The organism is Lacticaseibacillus zhaodongensis (assembly GCF_009687905.1).
Lineage (GTDB): Bacteria > Bacillota > Bacilli > Lactobacillales > Lactobacillaceae > Lacticaseibacillus > Lacticaseibacillus zhaodongensis.
In genome coordinates, this window is record NZ_BLBG01000002.1 from 87,726 (window position 1) to 111,492 (window position 23,767).

Sequence of the window (23,767 nt, forward strand, 5' to 3'; positions counted from 1 at the left end):
AATTACGCGCTCACCTTTTTGCGCTGTGGTCAGATTAATCATTCGTGCGATAATAGCGGTAGTTAGTTTTAGTGGAGGAGGATGCAGATGGCTAAGCGAGAGAGTTCAATTCCAGTCGCAACCCTGGTGGAGCGCATGATCAATGATATTCACACGGGTGCGATTATCGACGAGAAGAATAAATTACCGACCGAGCCCGAGCTCATGGAGCGCTACGCCGTAACCCGCTACACGCTGCGGCAGGCACTCAGTCGCCTCAGCGTTCTGGGCTACATCTACCAGGCGCACGGCATCGGGACTTTTGGGCGGCCGCGGCAGGATGATAACTATGTGTCCGTGCAGAACGCGGTGGGCCTGTCGACCGAGATGGCGCGCCAGGGCAAGCAACTCACGACCACCGACTATTCAATCGACGAGGTGACGGCCGCCGATGCTGCGTTCACGCCGAGTGCGGGCAAAATCGACCCGGCGACGCGGCTGTGGGAAATCAAACGCTACCGGATGCTGGACGGCAAGCCCTACACTTTTGAGCATTCCTATTACTTGCGCGACATCGTGGGGGACGTCCCTGAATCTGCGTTGAAGGGTTCACTATTCGCCTTCGTCGCGGAGAATAAAACGCTGACTTTGGGTTTTCAGGATAAGGTGATGGAGGCCGCACCGCTAGCCAAGGAGAACGCCTGGTTTTTCGACTTAGCAGCGGGGGCGCCAATGCTGATCATGAACGATGACTCTTACCTGAGTTCCGGGCAGTTGTTTGCTTTTTCCAAGCTGAGTTATGACTACCGAATGGGCAAGTTCTTTATGTTTACGCGGCTATAAATAATCTTGTGGGGGCAGAATTTTGATTAGGATAATTGCAACAGACATTGACAGGACCTTGGCGACTGGCGGCAAAATCCCCGCCAGTGCCGTTGCCGCCGCGAAAGAGGCACTGGCCGCTGGGATTAAAGTGGTGCTGGCGTCGGGGCGGCCGCTGGTGGGGATGCAGGAATACCTTGATACGCTGGGCATTGCTGGCAGTGAGCAGTACGTCATTACGCACAATGGTGGCATTCTCGCCGATACGGAGGGCCGGGTGTTGAGTAGCCACCTGATGAGCAATGCGGATTACGTCAGTCTGACCGAATTCGGGCGGCAACACCACGTTCCTTTTGGCGTGCAGGATGCCAGTGGCCAGGTTTACACCGCTGACCACGACATTGATTACATCACCGCGCTGCAAGCGGTTGAGAATCACTGCAGCATTCGCGTGCGGCGGCCGGACGCGATGCCCGTCGATTTTGCAATTGCCAAGGCTGATTTCGTTGGTGACCCCGCGCTGCTGGATAAGGTGGAACCATTCGTGCGGGCAAAATATGGGGACGAGCTGTACATTACCCGCGCCGGCCGTGTGTTTATCGAACTCATGAACAAGGATGTCAGCAAGGGGCGCGCCCTGGCCGAACTGGTGCGGCGGCTCGGTTACTCTGCGGACGAGGTCATGGCAATCGGGGATGAGGAGAACGATCTCCCGCTGCTCAAGTTTGCCGGCACCGCGGTCGCGATGGGTAACGGTCTGGACACGGTGAAGGCTGCGGCCGACCATGTCACCGATGACATTGCACATGATGGGTGGGCGCATGCCGTGCGCAAGTACGCACTCAGCTAACCTGGCTTCTGTTGCGGCGACAGTGCTATGATAATGGCATGGATTTTACCGTGACAATACGAAAGAGTGATCATTGTGGAGATTAATGTCATTAGTGGTAAGAGCAAAAAGTTAACGCTCCAGGTCGCTGACCTGAGCGAAATCGAGAAGCTGAAGCAGTCAATGGGCAAAGATGGGAAGATGCACTACATCGTCACCATCGACAAGCGGCGCTACAGCCTTAGCGACGATGAGGGACTGCGGATTAAGAAACTGCTGGGCAAGTAATAATACTTAGTTAGCAAAATAATAGGGGCCTGGCGATTAACGTCCGGTCCCGTTTTTTTGTTACTGATAGTTATGCTCCTGTTGTCCACCGGTAGCTGAATGATAGCACGAGGAAGTTGGCGAGAATGAACAGGCCGATGCAGATTGCTGATACCATTGGTGGGAAGAGCAGGCTCACTAGGACGATTGCGCCGCTTAGCACATACAGGTAGCCCAGTGCGCGGGCCGTTTTGCGGGCACCTGAATGGTTGGTAACGTGCCATGGAAAACGCATGCCAACGTAGCGACTATTCGTTTCCTGTACTGTCGGCATGTAGTTACCAATCAAGATGAGGATAAGCGCAACAATGAGCAGCGCCCAGAAGCGAATGTTGACGTTGTTGCCGACGCCCGCGCGAATGGTCACTGCGTACATAACTACACTGATGACGGGGAAAATCCAGGCAACGACGCGGCCCATTCTGCCCATGGCGTGAGGCTGTTTGCTTTCGGCGTAGTAAGTGCTCCCCACTGTGATGAGTTGGAATAGGAGCATGAGTAGGGGCAAGCCGAAGACTACCATCGGCCGCGCCATCCACCCGTTTGGCTGATTATTAATGCTCCAGTGCGTCACCATCCGTGCTGGTAGTCGGGAGTACACGCTCGCTCCGTACAGGATGGGGGCGATGGTGACCAGACTAGTAAGAATCAATGTGTGCCATTTACTTTTGCTCATTTTGCTCTCCTCCTAAGCCGAGGCTATAAATCCATGTCAGAACCTCTTCGAAAACACTCGCGTTGAGGTCGTAATAGATGAAGTTTTTTTCCTTGCGCTCTGTAATGAGTCCCGCTTGCTTCAGCAGTTTCAGGTGGTAGGAAACCGTTGCTTGCTTTAGGTCAAAATGTTGCGCAATCTCGCCCGCGGGCTGTGAGCCCTTGCGTAGCAGCTCCAAGATTTGCCGTCGCACCGGGTCCGAAATCGCCTTGAGCGTGTCACTCATCGCCATGTGCTTCGCCTCCTAGCTATATAGAAATCTTTCTAAATAGAATATAGCACCGGAGCAAATGGTAGACAAGACTATTTTGATATTTTTCTAAATAGTTTGGGCAGTCATGATGGTGCATCTAAAGGCGATAGTTTCATACATAATCTTGTGGAGTCTTGAGCAACTAGTGCTTATACTGGAGGGAGAAAGAAGGCGGCCGTGATGACTGGCTGGGTCAAAATCTTATTTTTGTTTGTGGCTGGCATTGCGGCCGGCCTGACGAACTCAATGGCGGGGATGGGATCGGTCTTTTCTTACCCAGCCTTACTGGCGTTGGGACTGCCACCGGTGAATGCGGATGTGACTAATACGGCGGCGTTGGTGTTTACTGGAGTTAGCTCGACGGTGTCTTCTAAGCAGGAGCTGCATGGCAACTGGAAGGTTGCGTGGATTAATGCACTGACGACGATTGTCGGGGGTATTTTCGGCGCATGGATCCTCATCACTGCACCCGCGGAGTCTTTTCAGAAGCTTGTGCCGTTCTTTATCTTAGCCGCTGGGGTGTTGATGCTGCTGAGCAATCGGAAGAAGCAAAAAACTGTGGCAGGACAGGCTGTGCCGGCACCAAGTCGGTGGCGGATGGTGGGGCGGACCGCGGCCATATTTGTGGTCGGACTTTATATGGGGTATTTCGGTGCATCATCTGGGGTGATCATGCTGGCGGTGCTGTCGTTTACGAGTGCACTGCCTTTTGCGGTTAATAACTCGATAAAGAACTTCAGTTCACTGATGACAAATTTCATTTCACTGTTTGTTTACGCAATAAAGGCCAAAATCTACTGGTTGTTAGTTTGGCCAATGGGTGCTGGGCTTTTCATTGGTGGCTATCTCGGGCCAATTTTTATTCGTCACATTCCTGTGCATTTAATGCGAACAACCATAGCGGTTGCTGCGTTTATTGTCGCAGGAGTACTTTTCGTACAAGCATATTAGGATATCTTTGACGTGGTTTATGAAACATTACTGGGTGTGGGATCAGCGTGCTCTTCGTTGATGTCACGCTTTTTTGTAGCGATATTTGACGAACTGAAGAATGTATTCAGTACCGCTTGAGGAAAATCATAAATCAAGTCAATGTTTTTTTGTGCTGTTCAGAACTGAGACTCATGTAAAATGGTAAAATTTAAAATGTGGAATGTTGATAGGACGGGATTCTTTTTGTGTGCTCCCCGCCTGAGCAGGGGTGATCCTAACCGTCAATAATCCCATGCCAAAAGCCGTCCGTGCTCCCCGCCCGAGCGGGGGTGATTTTGCATGAATAGAGCAGGTCTGCATGACTGTCCTTGTTTGTGGATTGCAGTCAAACGCAGGTGTTCATACTTCGATGATTGTGGAGGATAGCTAAATGCCGCATATTCCGAATGATCAAATTCACCCAGACGTCAGGAAGATTGGTATCTTAGCGCGAAAAATTGCTCCTAGCTTGGATGCGAGGTTTTTCCAACGAGCCAATTGGTTCATGAATCACGCAGTTAAGGGCCGGTTCCCCAAAGACATGCAGGTGGACGAGCATTGGACGTCGCGCCCGGACGGCACCCAGTTGCGTATCATCGTTGCCCGCTCACTGCGTCCTAAGCCCAATGCAACCGGTGTGTTATGGCTCCATGGCGGGGGCTATGCGATGGAGATTCCCGAGATGGACTTGGGTTACGCCCGTAAAGTTCAGGCTGTTAGTAATTCTGTCATCGTTTTACCTGATTATCGCCTGTCTGTAGACTTCCAGTACCCAGCTGCGCTTGACGATGCTTATCTAGCGCTCAGGTGGATGAACGATAACCATGCATCGCTTGGTATTAATCCGAATCAGTTTTTCGTGGCCGGCGAAAGTGCAGGTGGTGGTTTGACCGCCGCACTCACGCTCTACACACGGGATAAGGGTGAGGTTCCGCTTGCATTTCAGATGCCACTGTACCCAATGCTCGACGACCGGCCAACCACCTCTTCAGTCGATAATGATGAGCCAATCTGGAATTCATGGAGCAATCAAAACGCATGGCAAATGTACCTTGGTGACCATTATCATACGGTCGACCTAGAACCATATGCCGCTGCAGCCCGGGCAACTGACTACAGCAACTTGCCACCGACCTATACTTTTGTTGGTGACATTGAGCCTTTTTATCAAGAAACGCAAACTTACATCCAAAATTTGCGGGAGGCTGGGGTTCCTGCACACGTCGACGTTTATCGCGGCTGGTTTCACGCGGCTGACAAGTTTGCACCGAGATCACGGATTGCTAAAACGGCCACCGCTTCATGGCAGGCGGCCTTCAAGCACGCGACCGAAACGTATTATAATCGAACAAGTAAGTAGTCTATATATACCTCGCGTTAATCAAGAGGCCGACTGAAGTTTTATCGCTTCAGTCGGCCTTTTGTAGTTATGCTTCACACATTCCATTAGGGGTGGACTATTTCCGCCCATACAGATTAATCAGTGCCTGATTGTAGTAAGTATAGTTGGGATTGCTGCGGTTGAAGTACGCTGACATCACGGTTGTCTTGTGAATCAGATCCGTGTGCCCCAGTCCGAGCGCGTGCCCAATCTCGTGGATCATGGTCGTCTCAGTGGTGTACTTGCTAGCATAGCGGAAGTCGACCTGCGCATCATAGTTGATGCTGTTTGGCCAGTACCGCGGGATCTCCTGGCTGGCCGCGTTGGCGGCTAAGCCGTAGTTGTGTTGATTGTCAGCGTAGTAAACCTTGATGTCGGCATCACTCTTACCATCCCCGACATACTTCAAATTAACATTTGCTCCGGACCGGTTGATCTGATTCAGCGCTGCCGTCAGCAGTCCATACAGGTAACTTGTCCGGGCCTTGCTGGTTCCACGGGCAGGGTAGTGCATGATCGATACGGTGAGGTTTGACTTGCCGAAATAAGTATTTTCATAAACAAAATTTTGCTTGCTCGTGGCCCACACTCTGTCGTCGGTCGTGTTGCGAACGTTGCGGAGCCCATTATGTTTTAGTTGCGCACTCAGCGAGCGGTAATTACGAGCTTGACTGTAGCTGGTCACAGCTGCAGCAGAGGCGGCTGGCGCTGCGGTAACACCGATGCCAAGCAAAGTAAGCGCAGTTGTAGTAAGGGTAATAATGCGCACTAATAATCCATTCTTTTTCATAGTTGCATCCTCATAGGTGAAACCCTACGAGAAGTCCCCCAACTACTTTACACGTAAAAAAATAACACAAAACGGGGCCTGATTCAAGCAACCGATGGCTATCAGCCTGTGTGCAGTTAAACCGGAACCATAATTAACGTGCATAATAATCCTACAATTATTTAATGAGCGCTCATCGAAAGAGGCAGCAAGCTAGCCACGCTAAGACCACCCCGCGGTCTAATATCGCTACTTAAGCTCGGTTCTTAGTCATTCCGTATTTCCAACTGTCTTTGTATATATAAACATAGGATAGCTGAATCTAAGCCCAACTATAATAACAACTAGCAAAAAAGCCACCAAAGATAAAATTACTTTGGTGACCTTGATTTTACATTTTTTAGATTTTAGTGAATCAGTTTACCAACCGTAGTGAACACCCAGCTCAAACCCAAGCTGTATTCGAGAATGGTCACTGGCTTGCACAGCATGATGATTGTCACGAACTTTTTCCGTGGCATTTTGGTCAGCCCGGCGATCATGCAGAGCAAGTCATCGGGGGCGATGGGCATGAGGATGGCAATCGTGAAGAAGCGGTCGAAGCCCTTGCCACCGTCGAGGTAGTGCTGGTACTTGTCCAGCGTCTTTTCGGGGACGATGAAGCGCACGAAGCGGCGGCCGTAATGACGGACCAGCGAGAAGCTCAGCATGGAGCCGATTGCGATGCCGATGTAGTTGTAGACGAAGCCCCACTTAGCGCCGAAAATTGCGATGGCGGCGACGGTGGAGAGACCACCGGGGATGATGGGAAAGATGACCTGGACCGTCTGCAAAAGAATGAAGACGGTCGGACCCATGACACCGGCGCGATTGACGACCCGTTGGAGCGCGGCCATGGAGGAGAAGTAGCCGGCGCGGTAACACAGATAGGCGATGAATATTAGTAGCACAACGGCCACGATTTGCGCGTTGCGTAGGCTTTTGCTCTCGCCAGTCATTTGTCTGCCACCCCTTAATCCTTCGTCAGTCGTTTTTTACTTGCTAAAAGTGATTCTAGTCCATCTTGCTGGAAGCGGTCAATAAGGCGAAAGACCGAGCTTTGTCAGCAGGATGTGGCTGGTCACCACCGCTAGGAGAAAATTTGCTTGCTAAATGCGTAGTTGAGCACAATCACGACGACTTGGTCAATCAGTTTGACGATGACCGGGGAGCCGTGCAAAAGGGTCAAGCCGACGAACAGGATGGCGGTATCGGCCAAAAGTGAGGCCCCGCGCAGGGCGAAGAAGCTGACGCCTTCCCGGAGCACAACCTCGGCACTGGTGTCTTTTGACGCAAAGACGACCAGTTTGTTAGCGATGAATGCGAAGAGCACGCTCAGGAACCAAGCGGCGACGTTGGCCCAGAACCAAGGGACATTGATGTGGGTGAGGGCGAAGAACAGCACTAGGTTGATGCCGGTGGTGAGCCCCCCGACGATGAGGTAGCGCAGTGCGGCGCCGTATTTTGCGTAGAGCAGGTTGATTGTCTTAACCATGATGAGCCTTTCTTAGTTGTGCATCTTGCAAGTGTAGATGAAGGATGCGGTCTTATTAGCGTGGCCGTTGATCAGCAGGGGATGCTTGGCCAGCTGGTAGTGGTAGGTGTGCACGACGTCAACGCGTTGTTGCTGGCGGGTGCTGTTGCGGACGATGATCCGGTAGTGGCCGGCAGGGAGCTGGTGGTGCAGCCGGTATACCTGACCCGCAGAGTAGAGGTGGTAATGTTCGCCGGTCGCCAGCTTTACCAGTGTGACGTGGACAGCGGAACCGGGGTGCACCTGCACGGAGAGGTAATTGGCATCCGCGTTGAGGTCGATTTTTTCGCTCATGGTCATCTGCGGCAGCATTGCCAGTGGCTTAGCGTGGTATTGCTCCGACAGCTGGCTGCGCTGCGCGGCGACGACATCATTGCGCATGTGGGAATTGCTTGCGGCCATGGTCAAGGCAATCGCGGCGATAATTGGAATCGCGGTGACGATGGGGCTGAGAACCGGTACAAACCGCCGCTCGCGCTGACTGATCGGCGCTGGTGCGGGTTGCGGCGTTGCGGCCAAGGCAAACCAGAGCAGGGGCAAAATTGCTTGGCCGTAACGGGGCTCAGTCTCCCACAACAAGGTGTGGAAGGCGAGGTAACCGAGTGCGGTGACCACACCGGTCAGGGCGACTACCTGGCGCGGATCAGTCAAGTCTGGCCGCCAGGTGAGCAGCCGCAGCATCAGCGTCACGAACAGCACGAGGGTGGCGGTGGAGTAGCTGATTTGTGTCAGGCGTGAGTAGAAACTGGCATTGCGGTTGTACCATTGTGGTGCCGCCTGGAAGCCGCCGTTGTACCAGCGGCCGACGTCGCGGACGTTGAGCATGATGCCAATTTTGATGAACCACAGGCGGACCAGCCCGAACGCACCGAGGTGCTTAGCGCGGCGGGGAATCGCCTTGAGGTCAGCCTTTTGCCGGGCCGCCTTGTCGGGTAGCTTGATGGCCTTGCCGACATCCTTGCCAGCGTACATGCCGAACTTCTTGGAATTCATCCCCATCAGCATCCAGTGGGTGACCGGGAACTGGTAAGTCTGGTTCGGCGTGTAGTTGCTGGCGCGGTAGATAGCCTGGTTCGTGGGGGTGCTGAGGCCAAAACCGAGCACGATCAGCAGCATCGGCAACAATAGCCGGGACTTTTTGAGTTGGTGCTTGTGGATCAGCAGGCCGGCGATAATCATTAGCGCCGGAATCATCACGATCATGTTGGCCTTGATGACTTCACCAAGGAGGGTGGCGCTGACTAGGCCGATTCCCGCAACAATGTGGTAGCGTCGGGAACCATCACGCCAGTGCAGCAGGATGCGCATAACAATCAGCAGCACGAGCATTGAGGGCAGGTCGGAGTAGAACACCTGCAGGTAGTAGGTGTAGGCAAACGGAGTGAGCATGGTAAACGCAAAGCTAGCCAGTAGCAGGCTGTTGCGTTTGCTGAGCTGCCAGACCGTCCGCAGCAGCAGGACAATGAAGCTGTCCAGGACGAGCATGCTGAGCAGGTGGATGCTGACGTTGGTCGACATACCGACCACTTGTGTCAGCCGCAGCCACAAGGACATCAGGTAAGCGAGCGGCACGTTGTTGGCGTAGCGCCAGAAGTAGGTGATGTTCCAGCTCATGTGGCCGGCAGCCATCTGATCGGCCTGAGCCAAGACGCGGTAGGGGTCGTGGTAAACGGTGTCGGGCATCACGTTCAGAATGTAAATCTGCGCGATGACCATTGCGATTAAGCCAATACCGATCAACCAGCGAACCCGCTGGTAGGGGATTGTGTTTAGTGGTTTTGCCAGCAGGTGGGTGCAGGCAAAAGTGAGGACAACTGTGATGATCATTGCCAGGCCGATGCTGCCGACAACATTACTGATTGCCCCAATGAAGAGGCAAAACGAGAGCACTGCCGGGAGAAATGCCGGCCGCAGACTAAGCTTATTTGTCATTATTCCAGGACCGTCTGGATCGTGTAGCGCGGACGGTCTTTCACCTCCGTCATAATTTTGCCAATGTATTCGCCAATCACGCCGAGACTGACCATCTGGACCCCACCGATGAACCAGAGGGAGACCATCAGGGATGACCAGCCATGGAGCGCGAGGCCGAGAACCTTCAGGACAACCGCGTAAACGACCATCCCCATCGCCAGTAAGCAGGCCAGAACGCCCAAAATTAAGATCAAGCGGATCGGCGCCACGGTGAGGCTGGTGATGCCGTCCCACGCAAAGGCCAACATCTTTTTGAGTGGGTACTTCGATTCCCCGGCCGTGCGCGGCGTGCGTTTGTAGTAGACAGCGTCGGTTTTAAAGCCCAGCTTGGGCACGATGCCGCGGATGAAAATGTTGCGTTCGGGGTAATCAAGGAAGGTCTGCACTGCGCGCCGGGACATCAGGCGAAAATCTGCGTGGTTGGGCACGAGCTCAACGCCAAGCAGCTTGAGCGTTTTGTAGAAGGCATTAGCGGTCGTGCGTTTGAACCAGCTGTCGGAAGTGCGGTCGTTGCGGACCCCATAAACGATGTCGGCACCGCTCACGGACTTGGCAACCATTTCGGGAATCTTCTCGGGGTTGTCCTGCAGGTCGGCATCAATCGTGACGATCATGTCGGCAGTTTGCACCGCCTCGTGCAGGCCGGCAATTAGCGCGTTCTGGTGGCCAAAATTCCGGGAGAAGCGCAGTCCGCGGACGCGGGAGTTGCCGTGGTTAAGCTTCTCAACGATTTCCCAGGTGCGGTCGGCCGAGCCGTCATCCACGATGAGGATGTCCGATTGCGTTACGTTGCCCTGTTCGGCAATCTGGTTTTCAATTGCGAGTAACTTGGCAACGGAGGAGGCCAAAATTTCCTCTTCGTTGTAAGCTGGGATAACAATTGTTAGTTTTTGCATTTTCATAATTATCTGATCCTTTCAGGAAGAACGCGGCGCATGCAGCCTTTGATCTGCACTGCGTAAGGCGTCACGATGAGCCAGTAGCCGGCTGCGAGGAGCACGCTGCCGGTCACGTCGGAGGCGAAGTGGTCGCGCAGGTAAACTCTGGCGACGGCAACAAGGATGATCCAGAGGGCACCGGCCATAACGGCAACAAGTTGGGTCTCCTGGTCCTTGATTTTGGGCAGCAGCAACATCAGCAGCGTGAATACCATCAGGCTCGTGCAGAGCGCGTGGCCGCTGGGAAAACTGAAGCCGGTGTCGGGGACCAGCTGGTGCACTGGCCGCTGCCGGGCGACGAGCATTTTGATAATCTCGGCGATTACCGAGTCCCCCAGCTGCAGGCCGAGTACCCAGAGGGCCTCGGTAATGTCGCGGCGGTACCAAAGCCAGATGCTGAGCAGGACCGTCATGCCGATGACCGTGGCGGGACTGCCGAAGAAGGCAATCACCTTGAAGCCAGCTGTGTTGAGCGGACTGATTGATTTCGTCGCGAGGGTCCGCATGCCGCTGTCAAAAGACTGTAGCCAGCCGGACTGGATTTTGACGCTCACGGCGAGGGCGGCGAACAGTGCCAGTAGGATCACGCCGCAGAGGTTCTTTTGCTTAGTTTTCATTGTGGACACCTCCGCGCCGGCGCCGGGCCAGTTTAATTAAGTGCAGTGCCACCATTAGGATGAGTATGGACATGATTGAATCCCCTTTGCGGAATAATTGCTTGGCTTATCTATGGTTCCAGAATAGCTAATCAGGGAATTGTTACCCACCTATGAAAACTAACCCAAAACTGAATTTCTTTAAGCCTGGACCGCTTAAAGTGCGCGGAGTTGGGCTTTGTTTCTGAAAAAAATTTAGAATTCCGTATATGCAGCGTAAAAAAAGAGTGGACCACAACGCGTTCAGCTCCTGAGCATTAGAAAAAGAGGTGCCTATTCCCGGTTTTGGGGAGTAGGCACCTCTTTAGCTAAGCGGAAGGAGCTGCGTTGTGGGCCACGTTTGCAGCCGCTCATTAATTTGAGCGGCCTGCGGGTGGCATTTATTCTGCTGTCGATTGTTCTGCTTCCGTTGCTTGCTGCTTTTGCACGGCCGGCAGGTGCAAACTGAAGATAGTGCCGCGGGGCTGGTTGTCAGCGACTTGCAGGTTGGCGTTGAGCAAGGTAGCCAGTTGAGTTGCAATCGCGAGCCCTAAACCAGTTCCGGGGACGGAACCGCGGACGTCGGCGCTGCGGAAGAAGCGCTCGAAGACGTGGGCTTTTTCCGCGTCACTGATTCCGCGGCCCTGATCCTTAACGCTGATGATTTGACCACCGTCAGCGGCCTGCCGCAGCGTGACTGCAATCGTGCTGCTTGCCGGTGAGTACTTGGCGGCGTTGGTCACGAGGTTGCTGAGAATTTGCTCGAGGGCGTTAGAGTTAGCGACGCCGTGCACGTCAGCGTCAATATCAGTGGTGATTGTTTGCTTGAACGTCCCCTGCATTTTTTGCACAATGCCGGCGACTTCAGTGCTGAGGTTGAGGTCGTTAACGTCCAGCACCAACCGGTCAGCCCGGGACAGAGTCAACAGCTCTTCAATGAGTTGCTGCATCTGGCGCGACTCTTCAGTAATGTAGCGGACAGACTTGGCAATGATTTCCGGATGGTCGTCCCCGTGCCGTTCGATCAGCTGCGAATGACTGCGGATGGTCGCAATCGGCGTCCGCAATTCGTGGGCGGCGTTCATGACGAACAACTTCTGCTGCTCCTGCCGTTCATCCAGCATCGCGAGTAGGTCGTTGAAGTTGCTGGCCAGTTCGGTGACTTCAGTCGGTTGCTTGGGCACGGGCAACCGCATGGAGCCGGGTTCCTTCTCTTTGGTGATGGTCTTGGTGGTGCGGGACAAATCCGACAGCGGGTCAGTCAGCCGCTTGGTCAGGCGCTGAATATAAAGCGGACTGATGAGCAGCGTGAGAATCAGCAAAATGGCCGTGATCTGAATCACCCGCAGCAGCACGTCGATTTGCGGCGTCATGCTCTGCCACAGTGTGTAGTAAATGCCGCGCGCGTGGGCCATGCGGTGGTAAAGGAAGCCGATGTTGTGGCGGTAGTACAAGTTGGCGATGAAGGGAACCTTAACTGGCTCCACCTTGAGAATTTTATCAGCCTTCGGGGAATAGTAATGCTTGATCTGGGCATTCTTGCGCTCGTTGTGGACGTAAACATAGGTGGCACTGGTGTCCAGCGTGCTGTTCCGCCGCCAGTTTTCCCAGTCGTCGTCGCCATCGATATCGGTCTTGCTGAGGCTCCTTGTGATGTGCTCGGTCGTCGTGCCGACTTCTTTGATTAACTGGTGGCCGACCGCGATGACGATGAGCAAGCTGAGTGCCAGGGTGATGACAACAATCATGGTCATCATGCTGCGCAGCATGATTGCCGCGCTGGATTGTTTCCGCTGTTTAAACATTTTGCTCACTCCGCAACGTTTTCCGACAGCATGTAGCCGACGCCGCGGACGGTGTGGATCAGCTTGCGGCCATTGCCCTGCGCGTCGATTTTGCTGCGCAGGTTCCGTACGTAGACGTCCAAAATGTTCGGCTGACCCTCAAAATCCGCGCCCCAGACGGTGTCGAGCAAGTCGTCGCGCGAGCAGGCCTCATTCTGATTGCTGATGAGCGCCACGAGCAGCTCGTATTCGCGCTGGGTGAGGGGGATGATGTTGCCGCCGCGGGAGACGCGCTTGGTGTCGGTGTCAACAGATAAGTCGCTGACCGTGTAGACGGTCGCGTTACTCTGGGCGGGCTGAGCATGCCGCAGTGCGACCTGGACCCGCGCGATGAGCTCCTCCATTTCGAAGGGCTTGGTGACGTAATCGTCGGCGCCGCCAGTGAGGCCAGCCACTTTGTCACCGATGTAGTCGCGAGCGGTGAGCATAATGATCGGCACCTGACTGGTTTTGCGGATCCGCCGCAGCACGCTGAAGCCGTCAACGTGCGGCAACATCCAGTCCAGGATGATCAGGTCGATTTTGGCTTCGTTGTCGCGGAACTTGTCCAGCGCCTCGACCCCGTCTTTGGCCCAGATGACCGCCATGTCCTCGAAGCCCAGCTCGGTGCTCAAGGAATCCGCTAATGCCTCTTCGTCTTCTACTAATAATATCGTCGTTGCCAAAAGTATCTCCTCCAAAGAAATGCTTTGCATAGTCTGCAAAATGATTGCTGATTACTGCCGGCGCGTTCGTTCTGCGCGGACACAAATATAGTAAAGCACTACGAGACCGCAGTACGCAATCAATGCCAGCCAGATGGTCCAAGATTGAAAGATAATCTTAGAGCTTAGGGCGCCGATTGCAATGCCGGCGCTGATTGGGACGTGCAGAAGTAGCCGTCGCAAGTTGTGCGGCTGCGGCAGGGCGAACACGATGGTGGAGACAATGGCAATGACGACTGCACTTACCCGCAGCTGCCACGTGCCGAAGCCCAGTGCCCAGGTCAAAATCGCTGCCCAGCTCGCCACGTGCAGCTGGCTGGCGTAATGCCGGCCCGACTTACCGGCAAGCAAGTGAATCAGCAGCAGTGGCCCCAGAGTCAAGAGTGGGCTGATCACGGGTCCCAAGCCCAGGCTGTTTTCAAGCATGAGCAGCCACGATAACGCACTGAGACCGGCAAAGATGTGGGCAAGCAGTTCCTGCTGCGGCCCGGCTGCGGGCCGCGTGCGGTTGCTCTCAATAGCCAGCACGAGGTTGATGACGAACATGGCCGGCAGCGACACGATTTGGGCCAAGCTGCAGACCGCGAAGCCGCCGATTCCAGCCAGTAGCAGTAGTCGGAGCCGCTGGGTGTGTGTCCCGGGAACCGTTTTAACGTGAGCTGTAAGCAAATTGCGCATGGGGCACCACCTTTCAAAAGTTTATAAGCTTAGGGTAGGCCGGAACGTGCGGCGGGGCTACTAAAGAAAAGTGAAGCAATTCTTAAGAAAATTTAGATTTTGCAGCCGCGAGTGGCAACGGGCGGAGCGTGATTATGCCAAAATATGGTCGGGACATATTTTTAAAAAGACGCATTGGGATGGCCTAAATCCCGTCATGGCGGCGTTTATGCGGGGTCGCTAAAATATGGCTTGTGGTTTGCTGCACAAGCAGGCTGATTGACAGAATTTTTGCAAAATTTTCCTTAACAAGCCCGATTTTTGGTTCAAGCGTTTAACCATCCCAATATTAGCAATTTCCGCAAAGCCAGTGCCAGCAAGGGTTTGCGGGTGCCGCTGCGCATATTTTATTATATGTCCCGACCAAGTTTTGGCTGCTTTTGCCGCCACGCGTTGCGACTCGGCTGGAAAGACAAGACGCGCTGCCCGCCACCGACCGTTAACGCAGATCATCGAACTTGGCTGAGGTTCGTGGTAGGCTACTCGCGAGGTGAAAACGATGACTGATGGGGACCGCATTGCGGACGAACTTAAACAGGCCGGCGCAAGGCTAACGCAAGCTGATGTTGATTTAATTATCAGCACGCTCGCGGATGTAAATTGTGAGCAATCCGTGCGCGCACTGGTGCATCTAGAAGGCGGTGAGCTGAGCGCTGCGCAATATTGGGAATGGCTCAAGGGCGACGCGGGGCTGCTGGCCGACGAGTTGCCTCGGTAAACTGGAGTTGTTCCGGAACGACACGAAAACGGCAGCCTCGCGATTGACAAACTAATCGCGAGGCTGCCGTTGGTTGTTAGTATCTCAATAAGCTGCTTATTCCTTGAATAGCGTCAGAATTTGCATCTTCGTCTGGGCTGCCTTCAGCGCCTTGATGAAGCTCTGGTGCGTCAGCAGTTTTGCTGTGTTGCTCAGGTAGTGCAGGTGGTCGCCGTTGTCATGCTCAGGGATGAGGAAACTGATCATGGTGTCGACGGGCTGGTCGTCAAAAGTCTTCCAGTCAATCGGCTTCTGGTTGCGGACCACGAGCATTGCGGAACGCTTGATAGTGGCATCTTGGGCGTGGGGGATGGCGATACCTTGTTCCATCCCCGTGGAGCTCTCGGCTTCGCGCTTCAGGTACTTCTGGTAAACTGCTTCCGCATCAGTGGCGATGCCATTCTTGACGGCAATTTCGGCCAGCTGGTGCAGGGCATCGTCGCGACTGGTGGCGTTCAAATCGAGGACGATGCTGTCTTCATTGAGGATTTCACCAAGGTCGTTGGTTGCGGCATCACTTTCGGAAACGGTGCTGCTTGCTTCAGGAGCAATTGCAGCAGCGGCTTGGTCACCGGTCAGGCCGGCGAGGGAAACGGAGTTCTGGCTGACGCCGTGTTTCTTAGCGGAGTGGCCAGCAATCAGTGCGAGGAGCACACCGGAAACGGCGGAACCAATCAAGATGTAAACGACCCAGAGAATTGGGTGGTTGACCAGCGGTAGGATGATGAAACCACCGTGGGGCGCTGGTACCTGAATTTTGCTCATGTAGGTCAGAATTGAGGCGATGGCGGAACCAATCATGAAGCTCGGAATGTTGAGGAGCGGGTTCTTCGCTGCGAACGGGATGGCACCCTCAGTGATATGGGTGGAACCAAGCAGGAAGTTAACGTAACCGGCGCTGCGGTCATCCTTGGAGTATGCCTTCGGGTTGAGCAGAACGGCAATCCCGGTTGCGATTGGTGGTGCGATACATGCCGCGGAAACACCGGCCATGAAGAAGGCGTTGCCCTGAGCGAGCAGGGCGGTACCAGTGAGGTAAGCGGCCTTGTTGATCGGGCCCCCGAAGTCAGATGCACACATGATGCCAACAATGAGACCAAGGATAATTGGGTCAGAGTTCTGCATGCCCTTCAAGAAGGTCATCATGCCGGTGTTAATCCCAGCCATTGGTTTGGTAATGACCCACATGATCATGCCGGCGAAGAAGACCCCGAGTACTGGGTAGAGGAAAATTGCTTTGAGACCACGGAATGCCTTGTCAGGCAGTGGGCGCAGGAGGTATTGCAAGAGGATGACGATTGCGCCGGCGATGTAACCACCGACGATCCCACCAAGGAAGCCAGTCCCACCATTCAGGGCAATCATCCCGATGGCGAACCCAACGACCATCCCACTACGCTTGGCAATGGCTTCAGCGATGAATGCTGCGAGCACTGGCACCATCAGGTTCATGGTGTAGCCACCGATTGTGTTCAGCATTGCGGCAAAAGCGTTGAACTGCGCGCTCTTCGGATCAGCTGAGTAAATGCCCCAGAAGAAGGAAACCGCGGTCAGAACACCACCGGCAACAACGAATGGCAACATGTGGGAAACACCATTCATCAAACTGGTGTAAATCAGGTGCCAGATACCTTCACCGCCGGAATTCTCGCTGTCGCCAGCGGCTTTGGCCTGGCTATTTGGCTTGTAGATTGGGGCGTCTTTTGCAAGGGCCTCGTCAAACAGCTTGCCGGAGTCCTTGATGGCTGATGCGACGGGCACCATGATGACGGGCAGACCGGCAAAACGGTCCGCGTCAACGTCAATGTCGGAGGCCACGATGACTGCCTGGGCGTTGTCGATTTCCTCTTGGGTGAGGGGGTCGTCAACACCGGCCTGGCCGTGGGTTTCAACCTTGATGGTGAGGCCGCGGCGCTTAGCTTCTTGTTCGAGGGCTTCTTGGGCCATGTATGTGTGCGCAATCCCGGTCGCACACCCGGTGGCCGCAATCAAATCATATTTAGCCATGAATAATACCTTCTTTCGTGTTGAGTTGCTGCACTGAAATCTGCGTTAACAAATCATCAAGCTGCTTGAAGTCGGTCACCCAGGCGTTCCGGGCGGTGTCGCTACCAGCGGCCAGGGCGTAGCGGAGGTTATCTGCTGGTTCCTTACCTGCGACCAGTCCGGCGACAAAAGTTCCGAGCATCGTGTCACCGGCACCGGCAGTGTTGAGCACTTTGATCCTTGGCGCGTTGCCCTGGTAGACGTCCTTGCCGATGAAAATTGCTCCGGAGCCACCTTGCGAGATGAGCACGTTCTGGGCACCGCGCTTTTGCAGGTCGCGGCCGAGCTTGATGAGCTGCTCGTCGTCAATGTCGGCGGGTAAATCGTACCAGCTGGCCAGCTCAGCGTTGTTGGGCTTAAGGAGGTAGGGGTGGTACTGCAAGGTGTTGAGCACTTCTGGATAAGAAGTGTCGAGCACCAACTTGAAGCCCTGCGTGACGGAGATTTTGCCGATTTCCGTCAGGATGCTAGGACTGATTCCTCTAGCAAAACTACCGGAGATGATCAGCACGTCGTCCGCTTGCAGCTGGCCGATGTGGTCGATCAGGGTTTGCAGGCCCGCGGGTGAGACTTCCGGGCCGGGATTAACTTGCTTGTATTCCCGGTTGCCATCACGGACGTGCGTGAACACGTTGATGCGGGTGATGCCGCCGGTGTCGATGAAATCATTTTGGATGCCGGCTGCGGATAATTGCTGGGTGATGTAGGCGAGCGTGAAGCCGCCGCCGACACCGAGGGCGACGTTCGGGACGCCGAGGCGGTGCAGAATAAAGGAAACGTTGACGCCCTTGCCGTTAGCCTGGACGTCGTAACTATTGGTGCGGTTCACCACACCTTCGTCCAGACGGGGGGTATCGATGAATAAATCAATTGCTGGGTTCAGAGTTAAGGTGTAAATCATATTGCATTCCTCCTGTCCATGTATATAGCGTACCGCAGCCACGGCCGAAAATGTTTTCTAGTTAAGCGGGTCGAGATGCGGTGAGCTGAAAACCTTTACAACGGTTACGGGCTTTATTAACATGGGACACATAATGACTAAATACAGATCAAGGAATAGTGGTGGCAATTATGGGCAAGTTTAGTGCCAGCGAGCAGTACGTGGTTGACCTAATTAATAAGCAAAAGAAGCAGATCATGCAGATGTCGATCGTTGAATTCGCGGAATTTGCGAACGTTTCGACAGCCACCATCGTGCGAACGATGAAGAAGTTGGGTTACACCGGCTACACCGATTTTCGGCACTCGATCAGCTCCACCCCTGCCCACGATGAGCCCGCGGTCCTGCGCGAGGCGGACGCCAACATTGGTGCGGTGATCAAGGCCAACCTGTATGAAGTCGAGGAAACCATTAACCAGCTGGAAATTGGGACCATTGAGGACAGTATTCAGCAGATTGCCGGGGCGCGGATCATCTACATTTTCGGTCGCGGCCTGTCCGAGATGATTGCCGATGAGATGTCGCTCAAGTTGCAGCTGACCGGCAAGTACACCCAAGTGTTGCACGACCCGAACATCATCAGGACCCTGGCGAAGCGGGTCAAGCCAGACGCCTGCGCGCTTTTCGTTTCGCTGAACGGGGAGACACCAGAACTGGTTGAAGCTGCACACAGCTTGCGCAAAAATGGCGTGCCGATTATCACCATTACCACTAACGCGGATGCCCCCTTGTCCAAAATCACCGACATCCTGCTGGTGGGGCACAAGTCGGAGGAGTCTTACTTTCCAGATTATGAGGTGCACTCCCGGTTGCCGGTGCAGGTGATTGGGCGGATATTGCTGGATGCGTATGTGGTAAGGCTGCGGGAAAACTCAGGGAGACGGGTTAGCTATTAATAGGCCACATGAGACATACTAACTGTAAATTAATAGGTAAGAGTGCTCCAGAGACGGTCACGCTTATAACTTGAGTGATGTTGACAAATAAATCATCACAAAATAGAGCCATCTGGACAATAGTCTAGATGGCTCTATCGTTGGTTATTTCAGACGGATAGATTGATCAGATCATTCTTTAGAAGTGGTGTTACTTTTCGGATAACATTTTCTTAATCAGATGGAATCAAAATAGGTTTAAACAGAAGGAGGGATAATTGTGCGGACATTAGTGGAACAAATTCGACAGTTGCCAGTTGTGACAACAATGTTGGACGCAGAGCAGGAACCAATCCGGGTCGAACACCGAACCGTTGCCGATGCCCTGTCTGGAGCAGGCTATTTGGTTGCAGAGGAAACTGTGGGGGATGATTCAACAGTAGTAAATGTTGTGATTATTGATCCGGAAGATGGTGATGCAATCGTTGCAGAGCTTGGCACTGATCTTCAGGAAGCGATCGTCACTCTCGCGGAAGAATTTGCGAACAGTGATTCATTACGCGAACCTGGCAGTGCAGATGGTTACGGATGGTATCACGAATTGGAAACAAAATAACCCCGGTTAGGGCTTACCGTTATTTAAGACACATCGTCCTTTAATTTTGCCGCACATGGTCAGCATAGAGCTGCCAGGCGTTAAGAGGCTATTACCCATCTATGATCCCGTTACAGCCAAATATAGATTAGTATTCGATTGCAAAACGCTGAGCTTTCAGGTAAGCTAATCTTTATTAAAGTTGTTGTTGCGATGGTTCTTGAGTAAAGGAGATTGCGTATGACGGTTAAAGGGAATGTTTTGCCCCGGCATCAGTTACGGAAGGTTGCCGCAGTTTTCTCTGTTGGTGTGGTTGTCAGCTTGCTGGCTGCTTGTGGGAATAGTGCTACGAAGACCAAAAAGCAGGAGAACATCGCTGTATCCATTAATAGTCAGATTATGTCGATGGACCCAGTTCACGCGACAGACATGACCAGCGTCGAGGTCTTGAACAACTCTGAAGAAGGTCTGGTTACGTCTGGTAAGAACAGTAAGGTTACACCAGGAATTGCCAAAACTTTCAAGGTGTCTAAAGATGGCCTGACCTACACGTATAATTTGCGGCACGGTGCAAAATGGAATGACGGCAAGGAAGTAACTGCCCAAGATTTTGTCTACTCTTGGCGGCGTGCGGTTGATCCAGCAACTAAGTCTGAGGACGCGTACATGTTCTCTGGGATTAAGAACGCTGATGCAATTAGTGCAGGCAAGAAGGCTGTGGGCACCCTTGGCATTAAAGCCAAGGGCAAGTACCATTTGACCGTTACTCTGGATCGACCAATCTCGTACTTTAACAAGTTGATCGCCAACGCGTGCTTCATGCCCCAAGAAAAGTCAGCTGTTGATAAATACGGGAAGAAGTATGGTACTGCGTCCGATAAGGTTGCTTATAATGGGCCGTTCAAGCTGACCAAGTGGGATGGTACCGACAACACTTGGAAACTGGTTAAGAACAATAACTACTGGAACAAGAAGAATATTCACTTACACTCAGTGAAATACCAGGTAGTTACCGAAGCCGCAACAGGACTGAATCTGTTTGAATCAGGGCAGTTGGATCAGGTGACGTTAACTGGGACCCAAGTTGCAAACGAGAAGAGTAACAAGAGTTTCAAATTGGTCCAAGGTGGCGCTTCGTACTATGCACAACTGAACCTCGCGAAGACGTCTAACCCAACATTGAAAAAAGCATTGAACAACAAGGATATTCGCCAAGCGCTTTCGCTGGCCCTGAACCGGAAAGAGCTAGCGAATAACGTGCTCGCTGATGGTTCAACGGTCAGCACCGGCTTAGTTGCACCCGGGATTGCTAAGGATCCGAAGACTGGTGAAGATTTTGCTAAGGCGGCAGCAGTTCCTAGCGTCACCAAGCAAGACAAGCAAAAGGCTAAGTCACTGTGGAGTGCTGGTTTAAAACAGATTGGTGCTTCAACCGTCAGCATGAGCCTATTGTCATCCGATACGGACGCTGCAAAGTCGATTTCAGAGTTCTTACAGGGTCAGTGGCAGAGTGCATTACCTGGGCTAAAGGTTCAGATTAAGACGATGCCGGCCAGCGCCCGGATTAAGAACATGATGAGCGGCGACTTCGATGTTGTCGTCGGCGGATGGAATCCAGAATATGCTGACCCAGCCACCTACCTGAACATGTTCGTAACTGGGAACACCTACAACTTTGGTGGCTACAGCAACCCTGAGTTTGATAAGCAAATGAAAATTGTGAACACGACCGCTAACGCGAACAAACGCTGGGCGGCAATGGTTAAGGCCCAGAAGTTATTGACCACCGAAGAGGGCGTCATTCCTCTGTACAAGGCTAACAACGCGTACCTGCGTAATACCAAAATTAAAGGCATGATCCAGAACATTGCCGGTCGTAACCCTGGCTGGCGTGGTGTCTATTTAAAGTAACACAATGATGCAAACGGGCCCTCAAGTAGAATTCTTGAGGACCCGTTTGTGTTGTTTATAAGAGTTGGGCTTTATAATGTAAGTGGCCAGCTGTAGATCAGAAAACAGTACAGAAATAAAATAGCTCCCCGATAAATTGCTGTAAGACCGTTGTGCGTCTAGATGGCATTTATCGTAAGCCTGCTGCAGCAGCCGCGTCCACAGCCTGTTTGGTTGGTACAAGCGTTTGAAGTCGGCATCGGTGTCAACGTCTTCTATCTTGGATTTTGTCGCGCGCAACGACTTTCAAAGCTGTACGTGGGTTAGCGGCAGGTTGTAAGTGAATTTTGTCAGCTCAACGACCGCACCAGTCCGGGACGCACCGGCAAAACAGTGCACGGCTAGGTCATGGCCGTCAGCGATTGCCTGCTCAATGAATTTAACGATTCGGGTTGCACCTTCAGCAGTTAACAGTGCGGCGGGTTGACCTGGAATTGACTCGTTGATGTCGTCCGCGTGTATTGGCGGTCCCGGGCGATTTCATCGTTATCAGCAGGGTGATCAAAGTCGCCGCGGATAATGATGACGTCAGTTAGTCGGTGGACAGGAGTGAACAGTTTGTAACTTGCGAGACTCAAACTATAAACGTGTGTTTGCATGCAATCTCCTTCAATCCTTGTTGACGAAATGACAACTTCTTAAAGCGCTTAATCACTTGGAGCAATAAGTAGAATTTGCAAGCCAAAGCCAGATTTATTTTTGAACTAAATGAGGATGATTATGGAAAAATTATTACAACAAATTCGGGCGTTGCCAGTCGCAACAATAATTTTGGACGCAGAGCAGAAGCCAATTCGGGTTGAACGGCAGACCGCGGCGGACGCACTTGCTGGTGCTGGATACCGAATTGCGGAAGTATCTGCCGAGGGTGATGCGGAGACAACAGTTGTGGCAATTGTTGACCCAGAGGATGATGACAGCATTGTTGCGGAGCTGGGAGATAATCTGCAGGCGGCAATTGCCACACTCACGGAGGAGTTCGCTGACAGTGAATCACTGTCTGAAGCAGGGGCCCTGACCATGAAGGCTGGCGACACGTTCTACACGTGTAGTTAGCAATCTAAGCAAACGTGTTGAGTACAGATTGTGAATCGATATGTGAGCGCCAGGAACCTCGCCAGGCTAGACAGATACTAGTCTTTTGCAAACATGCCGTTTTTGACATATGATGTTCTTAAACGACGAGAGGACGAATACATAATATGAACTATGGATTACTGACCTTAACGTTCCTTAGCGTCAACCTGGATTTCTTCTTCATGCTGATTTTTCTGCTGAAAAAATACCACTTGCCGAGCGTAATTATCGGTTACTTACTGGGCAACATCTTATTATTGGTCTTGAGTTACGCTATGGGTAGAGTGCTGAATGTATTCTTGCCGGAGTGGGTGCTTGGCGCGCTGGGCGTATTGCCAATCTACCTTGCGCTGCACGACGACGATGACACGGCCGCCGTCAAGCAGCACCGCTCGGAACCACTCAGCGTGTGTGTGACCTACCTATCCGTGTGCGCCGGCTGCAACCTCTCGATCTTCCTGCCGGTGTTAGCGGGGGAGACACCGCCACATTTTGTGCTGGCATTGTTGTTTATCGCGGCGCTGACGGTGCTTGTGGTTCTGTTGATCAAGCTGATTGCTGCGGTGCCATTGGTCACGCAGTTGATGGCGCGTTTCGGTGAGCGGTTGATGAAACTTTGCTACGTGCTGGTCGGCTGCTACGTCTTCTGGGACAGTGGGCTGATCAGCCACCTGCTTGGCTTAATGTAAAGGAGCTTAATATGGAATACGATGATGCTCTGCTGGCGGAGGCGGGTCGCATATACAAGGTGCTGGCGAATCCGAAGCGGCTCAAAATTCTGCTCTATCTGGAAAATAATCCTGCCAATGTTTCTACGATTATGGCCAGTGTTGGGTTACCCCAGCCACTGGTCTCGCACCAACTGGCCATTTTGCACGAGTACCAGCTCGTCAGCAAGCGTAAACAGGGCACATTCGTGTACTACGAGCTCGACGACCCGCACATCCTCGAAATCGTGACCGCAACACTCGGCCACGTCGCCCACGAAATCAAGGGCGAACCGCACCCTCACGGCAATGGCCCTGAATAATTGCAAAAAACGAGCAGCTAGTCTGGAGTAATAATTCCAGATCAGCTGCTCGTTTTGTTTTACAT

General features: G+C 53.0%; 26 protein-coding genes. 12 read left to right on the forward strand and 14 right to left on the reverse strand.

Annotated features, from left to right (window positions below):
* Positions 1 to 87: 87 nt before the first annotated feature.
* The 3 genes from GN107_RS02920 (at position 88) to GN107_RS02930 (ending at position 1,918) form a co-directional block, all read left to right on the forward strand.
* Positions 88 to 822: a GntR family transcriptional regulator gene (locus GN107_RS02920; protein WP_155286360.1), complete on the forward strand. Its 735-nt coding sequence runs from the start codon at positions 88 to 90 to the stop codon at positions 820 to 822.
* 22 nt (positions 823 to 844) lie between these two features.
* The gene (locus GN107_RS02925; RefSeq protein ID WP_230678539.1) at positions 845 to 1,651 is read left to right on the forward strand and encodes a Cof-type HAD-IIB family hydrolase; all 807 of its coding nucleotides are present in this window, start codon (positions 845 to 847) and stop codon (positions 1,649 to 1,651) included.
* 75 nt (positions 1,652 to 1,726) lie between these two features.
* The gene (locus GN107_RS02930; RefSeq protein ID WP_155286362.1) at positions 1,727 to 1,918 is read left to right on the forward strand and encodes a hypothetical protein; all 192 of its coding nucleotides are present in this window, start codon (positions 1,727 to 1,729) and stop codon (positions 1,916 to 1,918) included.
* Positions 1,919 to 1,988: 70 nt separating this feature from the next.
* On the opposite strand, the gene GN107_RS02935 is transcribed toward GN107_RS02930, so the two are convergent.
* Together GN107_RS02935 and GN107_RS02940 are read right to left on the reverse strand one after the other, a co-directional pair.
* A complete protein-coding gene (locus GN107_RS02935; protein WP_155286363.1) occupies positions 1,989 to 2,633 on the reverse strand; it encodes a DUF1648 domain-containing protein in 645 nt (214 codons plus the stop codon).
* Entirely contained in the window at positions 2,620 to 2,904 is a 285-nt protein-coding gene (locus tag GN107_RS02940) for an autorepressor SdpR family transcription factor (RefSeq protein ID WP_155286364.1), read from the reverse strand. Before GN107_RS02940 ends, GN107_RS02935 begins: the two co-directional genes overlap by 14 nt.
* A gap of 201 nt (positions 2,905 to 3,105) precedes the next feature.
* On the opposite strand from GN107_RS02940, the gene GN107_RS02945 reads away from it, so the two are divergent.
* Together GN107_RS02945 and GN107_RS02950 are read left to right on the forward strand one after the other, a co-directional pair.
* Positions 3,106 to 3,876 carry a sulfite exporter TauE/SafE family protein gene (locus tag GN107_RS02945; protein WP_155286365.1) on the forward strand — a complete coding sequence of 257 codons (771 nt, stop codon included), beginning with the start codon at positions 3,106 to 3,108 and terminating at the stop codon, positions 3,874 to 3,876.
* A gap of 526 nt (positions 3,877 to 4,402) precedes the next feature.
* The gene (locus tag GN107_RS02950; RefSeq protein WP_230678540.1) at positions 4,403 to 5,257 is read left to right on the forward strand and encodes an alpha/beta hydrolase; all 855 of its coding nucleotides are present in this window, start codon (positions 4,403 to 4,405) and stop codon (positions 5,255 to 5,257) included.
* A 97-nt stretch (positions 5,258 to 5,354) separates the two neighbouring features.
* On the opposite strand, the gene GN107_RS02955 is transcribed toward GN107_RS02950, so the two are convergent.
* From GN107_RS02955 to GN107_RS02995, 9 genes are all read right to left on the reverse strand, one after another.
* Positions 5,355 to 6,068: a M57 family metalloprotease gene (locus GN107_RS02955; protein WP_155286366.1), complete on the reverse strand. Its 714-nt coding sequence runs from the start codon at positions 6,066 to 6,068 to the stop codon at positions 5,355 to 5,357.
* Positions 6,069 to 6,454: 386 nt separating this feature from the next.
* Positions 6,455 to 7,045: a TVP38/TMEM64 family protein gene (locus GN107_RS02960; RefSeq protein ID WP_155286367.1), complete on the reverse strand. Its 591-nt coding sequence runs from the start codon at positions 7,043 to 7,045 to the stop codon at positions 6,455 to 6,457.
* Between the two features lie 131 nt (positions 7,046 to 7,176).
* Entirely contained in the window at positions 7,177 to 7,581 is a 405-nt protein-coding gene (locus GN107_RS02965; RefSeq protein WP_155286368.1) for a GtrA family protein, read from the reverse strand.
* A 12-nt stretch (positions 7,582 to 7,593) separates the two neighbouring features.
* Positions 7,594 to 9,552, reverse strand: a complete 1,959-nt coding sequence (locus GN107_RS02970) for a glycosyltransferase-like membrane protein (RefSeq protein WP_155286369.1) — start codon at positions 9,550 to 9,552, stop codon at positions 7,594 to 7,596.
* Positions 9,552 to 10,496: a glycosyltransferase family 2 protein gene (locus GN107_RS02975; RefSeq protein WP_155286370.1), complete on the reverse strand. Its 945-nt coding sequence runs from the start codon at positions 10,494 to 10,496 to the stop codon at positions 9,552 to 9,554. The genes GN107_RS02970 and GN107_RS02975 overlap by 1 nt, the downstream gene beginning before the upstream one ends.
* A gap of 2 nt (positions 10,497 to 10,498) precedes the next feature.
* A complete protein-coding gene (locus GN107_RS02980) occupies positions 10,499 to 11,149 on the reverse strand; it encodes a phosphatase PAP2 family protein (RefSeq protein ID WP_155286371.1) in 651 nt (216 codons plus the stop codon).
* Positions 11,150 to 11,568: 419 nt separating this feature from the next.
* Positions 11,569 to 12,972 (reverse strand): sensor histidine kinase, encoded by a 1,404-nt coding sequence (locus GN107_RS02985; RefSeq protein ID WP_230678541.1) that lies wholly within the window; start codon positions 12,970 to 12,972, stop codon positions 11,569 to 11,571.
* Positions 12,973 to 12,977: 5 nt separating this feature from the next.
* Entirely contained in the window at positions 12,978 to 13,676 is a 699-nt protein-coding gene (locus GN107_RS02990) for a response regulator transcription factor (protein ID WP_155286372.1), read from the reverse strand.
* A gap of 51 nt (positions 13,677 to 13,727) precedes the next feature.
* Positions 13,728 to 14,393: a hypothetical protein gene (locus GN107_RS02995; protein ID WP_155286373.1), complete on the reverse strand. Its 666-nt coding sequence runs from the start codon at positions 14,391 to 14,393 to the stop codon at positions 13,728 to 13,730.
* 538 nt (positions 14,394 to 14,931) lie between these two features.
* On the opposite strand from GN107_RS02995, the gene GN107_RS03000 reads away from it, so the two are divergent.
* Complete coding sequence (locus GN107_RS03000; protein ID WP_155286374.1) at positions 14,932 to 15,150, forward strand: hypothetical protein; 219 nt, start codon at positions 14,932 to 14,934, stop codon at positions 15,148 to 15,150.
* Positions 15,151 to 15,246: 96 nt separating this feature from the next.
* On the opposite strand, the gene GN107_RS03005 is transcribed toward GN107_RS03000, so the two are convergent.
* The gene (locus GN107_RS03005) at positions 15,247 to 17,196 is read right to left on the reverse strand and encodes a fructose-specific PTS transporter subunit EIIC (protein WP_155286375.1); all 1,950 of its coding nucleotides are present in this window, start codon (positions 17,194 to 17,196) and stop codon (positions 15,247 to 15,249) included.
* Positions 17,189 to 18,136 (reverse strand): 1-phosphofructokinase, encoded by a 948-nt coding sequence (gene pfkB, locus GN107_RS03010; protein WP_155286376.1) that lies wholly within the window; start codon positions 18,134 to 18,136, stop codon positions 17,189 to 17,191. The genes GN107_RS03005 and pfkB overlap by 8 nt, the downstream gene beginning before the upstream one ends.
* A 170-nt stretch (positions 18,137 to 18,306) precedes the next feature.
* Here pfkB and GN107_RS03015 point away from each other — a divergent pair, with 170 nt between their 5' ends.
* The 3 genes from GN107_RS03015 to GN107_RS03025 all read left to right on the forward strand — a co-directional run bounded on the left by GN107_RS03015 (position 18,307) and on the right by GN107_RS03025 (position 21,556).
* Positions 18,307 to 19,071 carry a MurR/RpiR family transcriptional regulator gene (locus tag GN107_RS03015; protein WP_230678542.1) on the forward strand — a complete coding sequence of 255 codons (765 nt, stop codon included), beginning with the start codon at positions 18,307 to 18,309 and terminating at the stop codon, positions 19,069 to 19,071.
* Positions 19,072 to 19,330: 259 nt separating this feature from the next.
* A complete protein-coding gene (locus GN107_RS03020; RefSeq protein WP_155286377.1) occupies positions 19,331 to 19,666 on the forward strand; it encodes a hypothetical protein in 336 nt (111 codons plus the stop codon).
* Positions 19,667 to 19,885: 219 nt separating this feature from the next.
* Entirely contained in the window at positions 19,886 to 21,556 is a 1,671-nt protein-coding gene (locus GN107_RS03025; protein WP_155286378.1) for a peptide ABC transporter substrate-binding protein, read from the forward strand.
* 446 nt (positions 21,557 to 22,002) lie between these two features.
* Here GN107_RS03025 and GN107_RS03035 read toward each other — a convergent pair whose 3' ends face one another.
* A complete protein-coding gene (locus GN107_RS03035; RefSeq protein ID WP_155286379.1) occupies positions 22,003 to 22,194 on the reverse strand; it encodes a hypothetical protein in 192 nt (63 codons plus the stop codon).
* Positions 22,195 to 22,315: 121 nt separating this feature from the next.
* On the opposite strand from GN107_RS03035, the gene GN107_RS03040 reads away from it, so the two are divergent.
* The 3 genes from GN107_RS03040 to GN107_RS03050 all read left to right on the forward strand — a co-directional run bounded on the left by GN107_RS03040 (position 22,316) and on the right by GN107_RS03050 (position 23,702).
* Positions 22,316 to 22,651 (forward strand): hypothetical protein, encoded by a 336-nt coding sequence (locus GN107_RS03040; RefSeq protein WP_155286380.1) that lies wholly within the window; start codon positions 22,316 to 22,318, stop codon positions 22,649 to 22,651.
* 146 nt (positions 22,652 to 22,797) lie between these two features.
* Positions 22,798 to 23,361: a cadmium resistance transporter gene (locus GN107_RS03045; protein WP_155286381.1), complete on the forward strand. Its 564-nt coding sequence runs from the start codon at positions 22,798 to 22,800 to the stop codon at positions 23,359 to 23,361.
* Positions 23,362 to 23,372: 11 nt separating this feature from the next.
* A complete protein-coding gene (locus GN107_RS03050; protein ID WP_155286382.1) occupies positions 23,373 to 23,702 on the forward strand; it encodes an ArsR/SmtB family transcription factor in 330 nt (109 codons plus the stop codon).
* Positions 23,703 to 23,767 lie beyond the last annotated feature (65 nt).